19 protein-coding genes and 2 pseudogenes are annotated in these 14591 nt (G+C 48.6%); 3 read left to right on the top strand and 18 right to left on the bottom strand.

All coding sequences use genetic code 11. The annotated features are described in order from the left end of the window. Window positions 1-575: 575 nt before the first annotated feature. The 3 genes from AC2A1E_RS22945 to AC2A1E_RS22955 all read left to right on the top strand — a co-directional run bounded on the left by AC2A1E_RS22945 (window position 576) and on the right by AC2A1E_RS22955 (window position 3301). Window positions 576-1883, top strand: a complete 1308-nt coding sequence (locus AC2A1E_RS22945) for a VENN motif pre-toxin domain-containing protein (protein ID WP_484385664.1) — start codon at window positions 576-578, stop codon at window positions 1881-1883. Window positions 1884-1887: 4 nt separating this feature from the next. After that, a complete protein-coding gene (locus AC2A1E_RS22950; RefSeq protein WP_484385665.1) occupies window positions 1888-2445 on the top strand; it encodes a hypothetical protein in 558 nt (185 codons plus the stop codon). A 253-nt stretch (window positions 2446-2698) separates the two neighbouring features. Further along, window positions 2699-3301, top strand: coding sequence for a hypothetical protein (locus AC2A1E_RS22955; protein WP_484385666.1), 603 nt, complete (start codon window positions 2699-2701; stop codon window positions 3299-3301). Between the two features lie 28 nt (window positions 3302-3329). On the opposite strand, the gene AC2A1E_RS22960 is transcribed toward AC2A1E_RS22955, so the two are convergent. From AC2A1E_RS22960 to AC2A1E_RS23045, 18 genes and pseudogenes are all read right to left on the bottom strand, one after another. Next, complete coding sequence (locus AC2A1E_RS22960) at window positions 3330-3716, bottom strand: Shedu anti-phage system protein SduA domain-containing protein (RefSeq protein WP_484385667.1); 387 nt, start codon at window positions 3714-3716, stop codon at window positions 3330-3332. A 398-nt stretch (window positions 3717-4114) separates the two neighbouring features. After that, window positions 4115-5364: pseudogene (locus tag AC2A1E_RS22965) on the bottom strand (tyrosine-type recombinase/integrase). Between the two features lie 319 nt (window positions 5365-5683). Then, complete coding sequence (locus AC2A1E_RS22970; protein WP_484385668.1) at window positions 5684-6481, bottom strand: helix-turn-helix transcriptional regulator; 798 nt, start codon at window positions 6479-6481, stop codon at window positions 5684-5686. A 198-nt stretch (window positions 6482-6679) separates the two neighbouring features. After that, window positions 6680-7075, bottom strand: a complete 396-nt coding sequence (locus AC2A1E_RS22975; RefSeq protein WP_484385680.1) for a DUF6088 family protein — start codon at window positions 7073-7075, stop codon at window positions 6680-6682. A gap of 234 nt (window positions 7076-7309) precedes the next feature. Next, a complete protein-coding gene (locus AC2A1E_RS22980; RefSeq protein WP_484385669.1) occupies window positions 7310-7591 on the bottom strand; it encodes a CopG family ribbon-helix-helix protein in 282 nt (93 codons plus the stop codon). A gap of 174 nt (window positions 7592-7765) precedes the next feature. Then, the gene (locus tag AC2A1E_RS22985) at window positions 7766-8068 is read right to left on the bottom strand and encodes a HigA family addiction module antitoxin (RefSeq protein WP_317694434.1); all 303 of its coding nucleotides are present in this window, start codon (window positions 8066-8068) and stop codon (window positions 7766-7768) included. Then, complete coding sequence (locus AC2A1E_RS22990) at window positions 8068-8346, bottom strand: type II toxin-antitoxin system RelE/ParE family toxin (RefSeq protein WP_317694433.1); 279 nt, start codon at window positions 8344-8346, stop codon at window positions 8068-8070. Before AC2A1E_RS22990 ends, AC2A1E_RS22985 begins: the two co-directional genes overlap by 1 nt. A 113-nt stretch (window positions 8347-8459) precedes the next feature. After that, complete coding sequence (locus AC2A1E_RS22995) at window positions 8460-9317, bottom strand: DUF4942 domain-containing protein (RefSeq protein WP_484385670.1); 858 nt, start codon at window positions 9315-9317, stop codon at window positions 8460-8462. A gap of 76 nt (window positions 9318-9393) precedes the next feature. Next, window positions 9394-9762: a type IV toxin-antitoxin system YeeU family antitoxin gene (locus AC2A1E_RS23000; RefSeq protein ID WP_484385671.1), complete on the bottom strand. Its 369-nt coding sequence runs from the start codon at window positions 9760-9762 to the stop codon at window positions 9394-9396. A gap of 85 nt (window positions 9763-9847) precedes the next feature. After that, a complete protein-coding gene (locus AC2A1E_RS23005; protein ID WP_484385672.1) occupies window positions 9848-10183 on the bottom strand; it encodes a TA system toxin CbtA family protein in 336 nt (111 codons plus the stop codon). Window positions 10184-10195: 12 nt separating this feature from the next. After that, on the bottom strand, window positions 10196-10672 hold the full coding sequence (locus tag AC2A1E_RS23010; protein ID WP_484385673.1) for a hypothetical protein: 477 nt from the start codon (window positions 10670-10672) through the stop codon (window positions 10196-10198). 63 nt (window positions 10673-10735) lie between these two features. Next, on the bottom strand, window positions 10736-11053 hold the full coding sequence (locus AC2A1E_RS23015) for a DUF5983 family protein (protein WP_484385674.1): 318 nt from the start codon (window positions 11051-11053) through the stop codon (window positions 10736-10738). Next, window positions 11053-11430, bottom strand: coding sequence for a hypothetical protein (locus AC2A1E_RS23020; RefSeq protein WP_484385675.1), 378 nt, complete (start codon window positions 11428-11430; stop codon window positions 11053-11055). Before AC2A1E_RS23020 ends, AC2A1E_RS23015 begins: the two co-directional genes overlap by 1 nt. A gap of 48 nt (window positions 11431-11478) precedes the next feature. Then, on the bottom strand, window positions 11479-11964 hold the full coding sequence (radC, locus tag AC2A1E_RS23025; protein ID WP_484385676.1) for a RadC family protein: 486 nt from the start codon (window positions 11962-11964) through the stop codon (window positions 11479-11481). 10 nt (window positions 11965-11974) lie between these two features. Continuing rightward, window positions 11975-12427, bottom strand: coding sequence for an antirestriction protein (locus AC2A1E_RS23030; protein ID WP_484385677.1), 453 nt, complete (start codon window positions 12425-12427; stop codon window positions 11975-11977). Window positions 12428-12539: 112 nt separating this feature from the next. Then, window positions 12540-12755: a hypothetical protein gene (locus AC2A1E_RS23035; RefSeq protein WP_484385678.1), complete on the bottom strand. Its 216-nt coding sequence runs from the start codon at window positions 12753-12755 to the stop codon at window positions 12540-12542. 124 nt (window positions 12756-12879) lie between these two features. Then, window positions 12880-14127, bottom strand: a complete 1248-nt coding sequence (locus tag AC2A1E_RS23040; protein WP_484385679.1) for a hypothetical protein — start codon at window positions 14125-14127, stop codon at window positions 12880-12882. 100 nt (window positions 14128-14227) lie between these two features. Then, a pseudogene (locus AC2A1E_RS23045) lies at window positions 14228-14591 on the bottom strand (GTPase family protein); the annotation flags it as partial.

Genomic DNA, 14591 nt, shown 5'->3' on the forward strand with positions numbered 1-14591 from the left:
GGCAGTGTTCTTCTTCAACATCAAGGTCAACGGCAACAGGGTTGTCGGCCTGGCGGCCTCCGCTTAAAAAGTTAATGCCCGCCCGGCTGCGTCTGGCTGCGCCGGGTCGTGCCCCGCGATAAAGCAGCGGGTCACTCCTTCCCGTCTCGCCAGCTTCCGCCCCCGCCCTGGTTGGGTGCGGTCATGCAAAGTCAAAACCCAGCTCAAGCAAGTGTGCATCAAAGTGCCGTTCCGGCCCTTGCGGAGGCTCGCCGCCCCGCACCTGGCAGGCGGTTCGGCGTCGCACAGCCAAAGGCCGCTGTGCGCCGCCTCCCGCCGCGGAGAAAACCCGGAAAAGCGGTAATGGCAGCGGCTGACGCCGCTGCTATGATGTGGGTGCAGTTGCTCTTTAACAGGTTGAGGAAAATGGCGTCACGGGCGTAAAAGTCGCATCGGGGCAAAAAGTTGCGAGTGTGAAAACGCACTGGTGAAAAGTGGTTGTAATGTACTGAGTGTACTAGGAAAAGTGGTGCCCTCTGGCAAACTCTGCATCGGACTTCCGTTATCAACTCATCGGGGAAATCGGTGTACAGGCGATGGATATCGTCCGGACACAGGGGGATATCAACGGACTTGAGGAAGCACTGAAACGTCACCCTGAGTTGAAAGGCAATGCTGAAGAGCTACGTAAAACCGATGCCTATAAAGCAGAGATGCAGAAATACGGCACAGGTAGCGACTTGCAGAAAGCGGCACAAGCCGTCACAGCAGCGTTGCAGGGCCTGGCTGGTGGCAATATGGCGGCGGCGATTGCGGGTGGATTAAGCCCGTATGCAGCAGAGCAAATCAAGAAATACACCGGAGATAATGATACCGCCAATGTGCTGGCGCACGCTGTGTGGGGCGCGATAGCGGCAGAGATGAGCGGCAACTCTGCGGCAGCAGGTGCGGCAGGCGGAGAACTGGCCGCACGTTATCTGGCGGGCCAGTTGTACCCTGACGTGAAACCTGAAAACCTGAGTGAGGAGCAGAAGCAGAGGATCAGCGCACTGGCGACCTTGGCGGCAGGGTTAGCGGGAGGTGTGACGGGTGACAGCACGGCAAATGCGGTAGCGGGAGCCCAAGCTGGAAAGTCGGCGGTAGATAATAATTTCCTGAGTCAGGGGAGTCCGCAAAAATACGCTGAAAAGTACAAAGGATGTAACGGAAATGCGGATTGTGAGCAGACTATCCGTAAGGATATGGCCCAGGAATCGGCGGATAACATTCAGAAACTGAAGTCTTGCTGGGATGCCGGTGACGCAGCCTGTGTTGCAGATACACGAGCAAAGATAGAACTTAGTGATAAAGCGTATACTGAACTGCGCCAACAAGACAACATGGCCGGACGAGCTTATGAAGACTCGGCGAAATGGTATGCTGATATTATTGATCAGTGTGCTGGTAAATGTGATTGGCTAGAAGCATCATTGCTGAAGACCGGAGCTGAAGGGTTAGGTAACTTGGCTTATGGTGCGCTGGGTGCGGGGAGTTTGCCGAGGCCGGGACAAACTTTAAGCGCGAATGATCTTAAGGTTGCCAGCGAAATTAGTAAGGATATAGCATCTGTTGGGAAGCAAACAGACATTGGTTTTGCTGCAAAGCAAACTAAGAAAAGTGCAGGACAAATCGTTGTCAAAAATATAAATCAATCTGAGGCAATTGAAAATTTATCTGCCAATGGTTATATCAAATCAGTTTCGAAAGATGGTTCGGTTACCGTTATGACGAAGGGTGAGAAGGTATATAGATTCTATCCATCTTCAACTGGAGGTGGGATCGCTGGTGCTGAATCTGGTGTACCGTCTGCCTCTGTGTCAGTAAATGGTAAAATCATTTCTAAATTACGTTTCCCAGGAGAGTGATGCCATGACTATCGAACATGATGATGCAATGACTCGACTTAAAAATGTCGTAAGGCTTGGAGTTAATCTTCCTGCTCACGTTTTTCACAAAAAATTTTCAAGATATTTCTTTTTTGATAATGATATCTGTACATCTGACGATTTGATTAGTGTGACTAAACTAATCATCAGAGAGTCTTTGGGACATGACTTAATTGCGAACGTTTTCGCTAGTTCAGATTTTAAATACTTGGGCGATCTGCATATGAATGAAGATTGGGTCGCTAAAATAGCTTCCTTAAGCACTGAAATGAATAACTCCGGTGATTATGGGGGCCTAATTATTTTAGATCAGGAAAAACAATGGGCAATTTTCCAGAAAACCCCTGTTGATGAGGGCGTGTTAGGGTTCAATAGCAATAAAAAATTAGAGCCCATAAATAATTTAATTTATGATAACTTTGTTGATTGCAAGAACTTTAAAGAATGGCTTGAAGAAAAGACATCACAACATGCTGAATTAGTTAAATGTATGGGGAGAGACTATTTAATGAGCATAATGGAAAACTATAGGGAAGCATAATTGACATATTTCCTACTGTTGACTATTATTAAAAAATCCCGAAAACTATAATCACAGATGTAAAGATCGCGCTATAACAGGGTATTAGATTGCTCTTTAACAACGTCGGAGAAAATGGCGTAACGGGCTGAAAAAATGCGTCTGGGTAAAATTTGTCCGAGCCCAAATGAACGGGGAGCAATTAAGGTGTGAGATAGGCTAATAGAGCAAAACTTATAAAAATATCGCGCATTAACGAAAGAGGAATTTCTGAATGAATTTAACAAATAATTATCAGAATTTACTCAATGCTATTTTTAATGGTGATAAAGATATAGCTATCTTTGTTGCGGATGGCGCTCATTACTACCTTTTTGATAGTAAAGATAATTATTGCATCGATGTTAGGCCAGAATATAAGGCGTATATAGCTAAAGGATGGATGAAAGAGTCTTTGTATGACGAGGCAGTCAGTTCATTCAGAAATGGAGTTCCTGTATTATCTAAGGATAACTTTAAAGATTACATAACCAGAAATGATGTTGCTATTTATACAGTTGACTGGATGAGATCATTCTTCACATTGGGCAGGTCTGACGAGCAGCTTGTCAGTTTTTATGATTATGTTGAGCGATTTTTATCTACATTAACAGACCCAGTATCAGTTGAGTGGGATAGCTGGAGAATGCGGCTACCTAAGTTTTATATCAATTTTGACAAAAAAATATATCGCCATACTGATTGGGATAGAAGTCACGAAGCGTCTGTACCTTCTGATTGGAACGCTCAAGCAAATAGTGATTTTGGCTTGTTAGTACCAGACAAAGAGCAATACTGGCTTATTAATGGCATGAATTTTTGGAAATTACAGATGTAAATGGTGAAATCCCGGCCCAAAATACTCTCTATGGCGTAAGAGTATCGAGCAACAACTCGAGCTTTTGTAGGAGTTCATCAAAGGTAACTATTTCGACATCCTTATGAGCACACCTGAAGGTTTCGAATGAACGCAGTATTTTTGCCTCAGTTGGAAGCGTACCGGCAATAATGATACAACGGCTATTATCAGGTCTTGTGCCTAAAAGCTCTCCATTTTCACGATGAAGGCTCCACGCCGATTGAAGTGAATGGCGTTGATATAATACTTGGCTTACGGCACCACTTAACTCAGAATCAGGTGCATGAACACCACCACCGTTGCGATATTCTCTCTTTTGAATCAATGGAGTATTAGGTTTTTTGATCTCGACGATAGCCAACTGTTTAGTACGTGTTTTACTGATGTTCAACATTGTGTCGGTAATGTGATACAAATTAATGGAAAAACCATCAGAATAATCAGCTCATCTCCGCATCATCAATTCCCGTCTACGTATCATCCCACATCACACGCAAAATTTTGTTAAACTATCCCCCTCGATGAAGAACAGTTGACTCTCTTATTAATTGCATACTCTCAACACGTTATCAGCATTACTCACAGAAAAATAGTGCTATTAATAGCTATCAACATCAGTATCTCTACAGCTGCTGATAGCTATTGCAGTGATCTGATTCGATTGATGTCATCAGCATGGTTATACATACCACGAATGGTGTTCCTATCCACATGCGCAAGTTGTAACTCGCTCAAAGCCGTGCTGAACCCTTTTTCATGCAGTTAGCGTATGACATAAACTTTAGCTAATCATTATCTAAGCTTGGCAAAATCAAATGGACTAATCGCCTTCTCTCTATTCGCATCCAAGAAGTCAGCCCACCACTGCAGCATCAGCTTACGCTCATCCAAATGTTCAGCCTTATGGATATAAGCCGCTCGCACAGAGTTACGCTCCATATGGCTCATCTGCCGTTCCACTGCATCTCTCGACCACAACCCTGACTCAATCAACGAACTACACGCCATTGTCCTGAAACCGTGACCGCAGACTTCAACCTGTGTGTCATATCCCATCACTCGCAAAGATTTGTTCACCGTGTTTTCACTCATCGGTTTGCGAGGGTTATGATCGCCAATAAAGATCAGTTCATGACCCCCACTGAACGTCTTTATCTGCTCGAGAATCGCCAGAGCCTGGCGGGAAAGCGGCACCAGATGCGGAGTTCGCATTTTGGAACCACGGTGAGAGTGTTTTACCCCTTCGATCGGTTCACGTTCAGGAGGAATAATCCACATGGCGGTTTCAAAATCGATCTCGGACCAACGAGCAAATCGCAGTTCGCTGGAGCGGATAAAAATCAATAGCGTCAACTCAACCGCCAGGCGCGTTAACGGCCTGCCGGTGTAGCTATCAATTCGTTGAAGCAGTTCTGGAGTTCGCTTTAACTCCAAGGCGGGACGATGCTGCCGGTTGCTAGATGCAACGGCACCAGCCATTTCCTGTGCTGGGTTGTAGTCAATCAAACCACTCTGCACAGCGTAGCGCATTATCGCGGTCGAGCGTTGTTGAAGGCGTGATGCCACTTCAAGACGCCCGGATTGTTCTACAACTTTGATCGGGGCTAACAGGTCACGGGTTTTAAGCTCGCCAATATTACGTTTACCGATAGCGGGGAAGAGATTATCTTCCAGGCTTTTCAACACGCGCTTGCTGTGTTCTTCCGACCACTTCTTATTAGTGGCATGCCATTCGATAGCGACCTCTTCAAAAGTACGAGCCTCATTCTGCTCGACCTTGTCGGTTTTCTTTTTATCGCTTGGATCGATGCCGTTCGCTATCTGCTTGCGAGCTTCATCACGGCGTGCCCTGGCATCCGCAAGGGAGACATCTGGATAGACACCTAAAGCCAGCATCTTTTGCTTCCCGCCAAAGCGGTACTGCAAACGCCAGTACTTAGAGCCATTCGGGTGAACAAGAAGATGCATGCCATTGCATCGGTCAGCTTGTACTGCTTCTCCTCAGGCTTGGATGTCCTGACTTTAATATCTGTTAACGCCATGATTATCCCCTCCCCGTTGGTACACGCATTATCGAACCGAAAATACCATCATCTGTACCAACATCTGTTGGTAGATGTGGGTTGACGTCAGTTGACACTGAGAGAGCTAATATAGCGGGAAAGGCAGGTAAATACTGGATTTTAGGCATAAAAAAAGACCTCAGTTGAGGTCTATTTACATACTGTTGGTGCGAAGGCCGAACCGGATTACCATGATTAATGCATTGATTTTAAATATCTTTTTATTATAAAACCTTGGTTTATATACTCACATGTATACTCAATTTGATAATTTTAAAAATCATTACAAATCAATAATTTACAACAAATTTTCTTCTAAGGGCTCCACCGCATAGAGTGCAACCTGGAGCATCGCTATAGAGCCAATGCGGATAAAAGCATCTTCACCATCAGCATCTGTAATCAAGTATCTTGTCGTTGGCTCAGGATCGCATTCCAGCATATCGAATAAAGCATTTAGCTGCCCGATATTCCCTGTTTCCTCATCCTCCGGCTCATCAGGCTCGACACTCAATGCTATAACTGGACCACCGTTTTTCAGGGTAATGTTAACATTATAGTAATCCACTTTTTCGTTAGCATCCTCATCGTCTGAAATTAGAGCAAGGGGTTCAAACAGGAACTGATGGAACTCAACCTCACGGACATTTAACGCATAACGATACTGATCCGAGTCGAATACAAAGAAACGTTCTGAATCTGGGTTTGTTTTCTCCTGAAAATGCGCACGAAATCGGCGTTTATCCGCCGGACATATTGAAAGCCAAAGGAAATCATCCTGCCCACGCAACCATAGCTTCACAGTCCATAGACCACGTTCCGTTTCAATGCCGCTCGCTGCAAGCTTTTGCAAGTTTTCATCGTTTTCAACAGACTTACTACGGCAATTTTTCACCATCTCATCGCGGACAGGAAATACAAAGCTTAGGGGTTTGTTCAGAACAGAGCATATCGCCTGCGCAAGCCCGAGTTTTGCCGCGACCTTTCCCGTTTCGATACGCTGGATTTGCTGCTGGCTGGTGCTTACGGCATCAGCTAGTTCTCGCTGGGTAATAGATAGCTGAGTACGCAGCTCTTTAATTTTGTTTTGTAACATAGCCGCTACCCCCTTTATGAAATTGATAGCAACCATAAAAACACATTAAGGTGTTAAAAACATTTAATTGTGTTTTTTTTGTTTAAGAAAGCAGAACGTAACAATACTGGATAGCTCAGTAGCAAAGTTACGTTTTCCATGATGGCTACATAATCAACGCTCCGCACATCTACTACATCAGAAAACAACAGTGTGAAATTATCCATTCAATTTGCTGTTACCTATGGTTAACACCCTTTTAAAACGCGATGAAGTTTTTATCCCCAGTGAAACGGGAATTTGTGCGGATTGACCTCTGTTATAAGCCTCCACAGCGTTGGTGAGACGATAAGGGACATTCAAACGATCTAATGTTTCGATAATCACGGCACTGGAACCACCTGGTGCGGCAGGCATAATTTTCCCAGTAATATTGTTCCGACGAGCTTTGGTGTAAACACCATAGCCCACTTTCAGCAATTGCCCTTCTTTCACCAGTGCACGTAATATCCTGCCAACTTGATCGTAGCCAGCAAGATCGTTGAAATCCTTACGAGTGAAAACATAACGTCTCGATCGTTTTAACCTCGATTGAATACGGGCCTTTAAAGCTATGATATACCCCCTTTGGTTATGCTTTTACCACTGCAATACTCAACCTATCTTGCAGCTAACTGCACTGCTGCTTGTTCGGGAGAAAAATGTGTCGAGAGTGGCTTATTTGACGGGGATGTCACAGCAGGTTAACGGGGGCAAGCACCTGTGCTGCTGCTTCTGGATTAACGTTGGCAATAAATTCGCGCAGGCGCTCCAAATCCTGCAGCGCATGGCCTGACCAGACAACCTGCATTACTTTTTCCCTGACTGCGGTACGGGAAGCGGGGTGTTACTGTTCAGGCTATTCACCCATTTTAAGACATCGGCCTGTTCCACCACTCTGCCTGCATCCACATCTGTCAGGCCTTCCAGGATCATTTGATGACAGCTTTCTTCTTGCTCAATGATCGCAGCCAAGGCTTGTTTGACGATCCAGCCACGGGAGCGATCATAATTTGCAGCCAGTTCATCGAGCTTTTCTGCCATTTCAACAGGAACATGGCCAGTGATAACGCGTGTTGGTGACTGTGCCATAACGAGAAATCCTTATGATTAGAAATGAATCATAGTCAATCGGTAAGTACGAGACAATGCTGACATCAAGGAACCTCTGCCAACTTCCCAAGCCTGCTTAGCTCATGTTGGCTACGATCGCATTGAACCAGTCAATCAATGCCGTTTCTCTGAATACGATATGTGGGCATCCTTCTAGATGTGCGATAACTGAACAGGTTTGAATAGTGGTGTCAGTTTGGAAACATCTACATTCTTTTCGGCTTTATCTAGGCTATAGGCCTCTTGCAGCTTGAGCCACAGTCGTGGAGAACTGCCCAGCACCGCCGACAGTTTGACTGCCATTTCCGGGCTCACTGCTGCCTTACACGAAACTAGCCGTTGTGCCGTAGAGGGGGCAACATTGAGTGCCCGAGCAAGCTCGCGGATACCCAGATTGAGTTCATCCAGAGCATCTGCAATGATCTCACCTGGGTGAGGGGGATTGTGCATCTTCATCAGTGATAGTCCTCATAATTGACAATATACGCGTCACCTTCAATAAATTCGAAGGTAACACGCCAGTTTCCTGACACCGTAATGGCCCATTGTCCTTGCCTATCTCCCGTTAAGGGATGTAACCGGTATCCTGGAAGATTCATTTCACCAATGTCTTCAGCTTCATTAAGAACAGCAAGACGTTGACGAAGTTTGTTGACATGTTGGGTATTGATCCCAGATTGAATGCCTTTTTCAAAAAATTGACGCAATCCCTTGTGCTTGAAACTTTTAATCATGATCTTTTGTTCCTTGTTGCGCCACAAGAAACAGTATAGTGAGGTACTCCCTGTTGCGCAACAGTATTATCTCCCTAAATAGCCTCGAGCATCTTCCGACTTCATAACCTTACTTATACCCGTTCCGGCAATACGTCTGGGTAATGTTTGGCGATGATATCGTTCATCTTGTCCATCAACTCAGGCTTTCTAAATGTCAGATGCGCTGACCCCTTCATGAAATACTTGATTGTAAAATACTCATCTTCATAAACCTCCGCCCTCAGTCGGTGGGCACTGATATGATCATACAGCCGAGCGGTGACATCCCTCCGATTATCCGGTATCGCTTTGCCCTCCAACAGGAACAACATCCGTTCAAGATCGGCCAATTGATCCCGCCGGTAACTGTGATTTAGCGTAAATCCCCATTGGTTGTAACTCACCAAACTGTTGACGATCACCTTCTTGCCAAATTTACAAGGATGATTCGACTTGTAATCCCAAGATAGCGACTTGAAGACGTTGATCACCCCTCGCTCAAATACTTCATCTTTGCTCTGATGCAGGTGCTCAAAGGTACTGAGTATGTTGGCTTCGCTGATAGCAGGAATAGTCTCTCTCTCTAGGTTTCTGTACCACTGGTCACGAGCCTGAGCGTCCATCAAGCTCAGCATTCCTGACTTCTTCATCAGATCCCGCCATATATCGCGATCAAGATTGCGGGTGATCACCGGCATGGCCGTTTCTGCTTTTTCCATCAGCCAGCAACCGCAGCGGAAGTCTTGTTTCATAGCCCAGTCCCTTGCTACTCCGCCGCCAATACTGTTTGTGATGGCCGAGATCTCCTCAAGCTGGTGAATAAGGGCTTCAATTTGCGCGAGAGCAGCATTACGCGCGGTGACGATACGTTCAATGCTGGTGGAACAAATCACTTCGGTGTGACCGGTTAAAACTTCAGGTTCAATGACAGTATTCAATGTGGTTGGCATCGCTGAGTTCCTTAGAAAAAAATGCCCGCGTTATCGCAGGCAGGGTTAAAGGTTGGGGAGTGTGAGTGCTTACGGCTTATGCCGGGTTGGGCGGTGTTGTCTGATAAACAGCGATATAGAGATGGCCAAAGCTACCTAACGTATCGGCATCGCAGGTAAAACCGGCGTGCTGCACTGTGACGCAATGCTGACGGCGTTGATCGAGTTCGCCAGACCGCAGACAGGCCTCCAACTGTTCGATCAACTCCGGGAAAGCGGCATCCAGCCTTTTAAGAGCATCAGGGGAGAACGTACCGACAAAACCGGCACGGTCGGCCAGAAAATGCAGGTGATTACCCTGCTGGACCAACCGGGCTCCAAGGCGTGGCGTGATAGCAGATTGCAGGCCCCAGACAGGCGACGGAGTGCTGTCATTGCTGGCGGCATTGGATTGGGTTTCCTTCATCGTCAAAATTCCTTGAACTTGAAAAAGTAAAACGCCAGCGGTGAGGCTGGCGTGTTGTTGGATCACTGAGGTAAGTGAAAGGCTGTCAGGCGAGGCGGCGAATGACGGGACTGCGCAAGCCCAGCGCACTGCGGGCGCGTAACATATCGCCACTGCTTAAGGTGGGATCTTGTGCCATCAAGCTGAAACCGGGGCGATCAATGCGTACCAGGTCGAACTTCTCCACCAGTTCATTGACGGTTTCCCGTACCGTGATGCCATGCTCAATCTGTTGGGCGATGGCCTCTTCGTCGTGATATGGCGTGTCGTTAAGTTCCAGGCCGTAACAGTGAGCCAATAACCAGGCAAGCAGTTGCTGGTATTCAGTTCGTGCCTGATTGGCGCTGGGCGTGATGCGGGGTATTTTGTCGAGGGTTTTCATACGGGCAGTTCCTTAACAAAGGGGGGAAACCGGTAGCTGACAGTGGTGTGCCAGCCAATGGGCCACTTTGCGCCACTGCTTCAGTGGTACGTCAGATTCTATCGTCCAGGTATTGGGGCACTGCGTATTGGCCAGCAATAATGAGCTCATCACCAGCCACTGATAGGGATAGCCTCGCGTATCGCAGCGGATCAGGGCATAGGGTGTCTGGCGCTGGTAGAGAATGAACGGATCGCCTGCTTGATGGGTAATCCGCTCACCGTTAAAGCCGATCATGCCCAATCCCATCAGGTTGCTGTCGAAGCAGTATCGCCGGTTGCCGGTGTGTTCACAGATAACCGGTGCACTGGTTAACCCCAACATGGTGGGTTGTTGACACAGTTGCTGGTAAGCGGTGGTGATGGTCTGGCATAGGGCCTGCCAGTCTTGCGATGTCACGTTGTTATGTTGCAGAAAATGGAATACGCCAGGCACGGGCGATGTGCTCATGTTCATGAGAGAGTATCCTTGTGAAATAAAGGGGTAATTCGAAGGCGAAACTTGAGGGGAGTACTACCAGTCGAAGGTGGTAAAGTCGGGCAAGACCTCACCCAAGGCATCAATATGCAGGTAACTCAGTTGATGGCGTTTCATCAGCGTGGTGACCAATCGGCGGCAGGTTTTGGAAAGCCCCAGCCGTTTGAGTTGCAACACCGGGTGGGTCCACGCATCCAATCTCAGCAGATACCCTGTGCCGGTAAAATGCAGCCATTCCCCGTCGCTGAACTCATCCTGACAATGCGAGATCCGGTACAGCACCGCATTGTCATCTTCGCTGATATGCGCTGAACTGCATTGCAGACCAAAGCGTAAAAGTGGCGTTGTTACCATTATTGGTTCGCCTCCTTTATCACACCCGTTCTTGGATAACGGCGTTGATGATGTGCCAATACCTTTTCACGCCATTCCGGGCTGATGACCGGAGCCATCGTCAGGTATTTCTTTGGACAACTGTAATAACAAGGCTGCACAGACTCATCCATCGCTTTATAGCCCCAACTGCCGCCTGAACTCTGCATCAGGGTGCAGTGAATGGCAGTTCTGGAAGCTTTGGACAGATCTTTCGGTGTGCTCTGGACGACAGACCACAGGACATTGCCTCGCAGCGCATGCGCCAGCGTAACGTGATGGTAGTTTGGTGTTTCGTCGGTGCTGATCAATGACGCGATTAGTTCACGGCGGGAGCGGTGTGAAAATAACCAGCCCATAAAGCATGCTCCTTGAAAATGAGGGGGAGGAAATGAGGGCGATTGCTATCAGCCAGGTAACCAGCCGCGTTCGGCAAATGACATAATATCCAGACCGCCGACAATCAGATGGTCCAATACCTTCACATCAACCAGGGCCAGCGCGTTGACCAGTCTTTCGGTGATTTGTCGGTCGGCCTGGCTGGGTTCAGTCTCTCCTGAGGGATGGTTGTGAACCAGAATAACGGCCGCCGCGTTGTGACGAAGTACGGCCTTCACCACTTCACGGGGATGGACTTCCGTGCTTCTGATACTGCCGGTGAACAACGCTTCGGATGCCAGCAACCGGTGCTGATTGTCGAGATACAACACGATAAACACTTCACGCTCTTGTCCTGCGAGTTGCAAACGTAACCAGTCGCGTGCGGTGCTGGTGGAGGTGAACACTGCCCCTGGTTCACGCAGGTGTTTTTCCAGCAATGACAGTGCGCGTTTCACCGTGCGCTGCACCGTTAACGGCAGTGCAGTTGGTGCCAATAATGTTGAGGAGTTCATATCGGTGATCTCAGTCAATCAGGATGAAAATGGCGCGGCTGTCAGGATGGTGCAGCGCGTATTCCCGCAGTCGGTAGAAATGGTCGGTCATCGCCTCGCTTTCGGTACGGCAGGCGTGGTGACTGTAGGCCATCAGGCAGGCGGTGATACCCGCAGCCTCCGCACTCATGTTGGCACCGTTACCGTTCATGCTATTGAACAGTGTCCATTTCTTATCGCCATCAGCCTCGGGGGCGATAAAGGCCCCGCCGTTACCGAGGGTGTAAAAATCCCAGGAGCCGCCGTGGTAGTCGACACACAGGCGATCCATCCAGCCAAAGACGTGCGGCTCCAGGATCATCCATTGCGGTATGCTGCCAAAATGCTGGTGCCAAAAACGGGGGCGTTGGTTCTCTGGCACGACAGTGGCGCTCAACGTTGTTGATTGAGAGGGGGATGTAGACAGCTCAAAATGCGTATTCATGAAGATATCCTTTTTGAATTAAATAAATAACAAAACAGGCCCCCACCGAAAAAACCGGGGAGCCTGTTTGGGCGGTGAGTGATAAAGGTCAATGAGTGCTAATGGGGTCGGGCTATTGTGGCGGTGTGAAGATCACTTGCAGTTCGGTGCAGGACTGAGCATAGCCATCAGGATCGAAGCGGGCAGGCCAACTCCCCTTTACCTCGACTAACCGGCACAAGCTGCGCTCACCGGGTCGATAATAAAGATGGCGGCACCAGGCGCAGATATCATCATCCGATATCGAACGGCTACCGGGGTGATTGTACAGCGGGTAACGGGCGGTCACGGCGAACGGAGTTCACCCGACCAAAGCGGGAGGCTAAACGGGTCATACGCATATCCTTCTGTTATTTCTGGCTAAACAATAAAAAGGCTCCACCGGAAAACCGGGGCTGATTATCACCCCGTCGTTATTGGAAGCACTCCCATCCCCCTTCGCGAGTGGTGGTACACACCTGGGTGTAATCATCGATATTCTTGACGCCACGCACGAAGGCGGTGAATATCTTCTGGAAACTCTGGTCGCTCGTGCGTGTTTGATCGTCAGCATCGGTTTCAATCAGTAACGACTCTTCCATCGAGAAGCGTTGGGTCTGGGGGTTATAAAGCCAGATGATGACTTCTTCCCCTTTCTTCATGTGTGAGTTGGCGTAAGCCTGCCGGGCTTCGATGGCCTCACGCTCTGCAGAGCGCTTCATTTGAGCATCGGTTTCCGGGCTGTTCAACGTAGCGATTTTCTCTTCCGTTTCCCGAATGTTATCCTGACTTTTCGCTATTTTCTCCTCGGCTTCAGCGGTGAGGGTCGACGCCATCTTGTTTTTAACGATGTCTAACCAGTCGCGTGCGTTTTGCAGCCCTTTCTGATAGTTGAATTCGCACCCGGCGATATCGCTGTCAATAACCTGGGCTTGCCGGTTGTTTTCACGGTACTCGGCCTGGCGGCGGGCGCACACGTCAATGTAGCGGGCTTTCTGTTCAGTCAGCCTTTTTATCACCGGGTTGGCCGGGTCGCTGGCGTTCTCCGCCGTGCTGATAAAATTCTCCGATTGGCGCAGATACTCCAGTGGCCCCCGTGTATCCGCCCGTGAAAACACCCAGGTCATCTCGGGTTCACTGTCAAGCCGCCATGGGAAATCATCAATGAATCGACCACTGATGACGCCGAGTATCAGTACCTTGTCTACGGCGCGGAAAATCAGGGCTTCAACATCGGGATTACGGCTCACGTTGTCCGCCAGAAAGCGCCAGTCCAGCCTCCCTTCGCCCATGAAATCCTGCAGGTTTTTCAGGCGGGTTTTCTCCGCCAGCACCGTTTGCTGATACTCTTCAAGCTTTCCCTGTCTTTCGGCCTGGTAACTGGCCATCTTTTCGTCATACATGGCGGTATAGCGATTTTTGGCTTCTTCCTCCGAGTAGGCATATTTCTCTTTACCCGGCTTCAGCACGCAGTGGTAAATAACCCTGATGACGTCTTCATCATCGTCATTCTGGATTTTTTCCCAGGTGGTTTTCTGGCACATCTCGCGGTGATTCAACACCTGACCGTAGGTATATTGGGCGTTTCGCGGGACCTTGGTGCTCTCCAGCTTGTTGACCAGATTGTCACCGCACCCTGTCAGCAGGAGAGACAGTAGCAGGGGAAAACTGATTTTTTGCATGATAACGATTTCCTTCGAGATTTTTATGATTTAATAACAATGGGTTGTGTTGAATTTCTACTATGGTGCTTCTGAGAACACCTTGGGGGAGCAGAGGCTGTCAAAAGAGGAGCCCCCAGACGGCACGTGCGATGGACATCACGGTATTCCTGACGCTGGCGAGCAGGGTGCGCACTACCGTAGGCATGCCAACGGCATCAGCCACACGGTCGAACACGTCCCCCACACTATCGCCAAAATCCTGACGGGCGCGGTCTACGATGGCATCGGTTTTATAACGGTGCGTTAACTGGCGGGCGACAGCACTGCTGGCTTGCCTGGGCAGGTGTTGTATCAGTGCCTCGGCCAATGCCGCCAGGTTGTACCCTTCCTGTACCGAGACCGGGATAACCGGATGGACGGAAGACAGACTGCTGGTCACGGCCCGGCATTTTTCCTGCAGGTGGGCCCATTGGGTGGGGGAA

The sequence above is a fragment of the Serratia sp. HNCC26DJ206 genome (genome assembly GCF_057180605.1).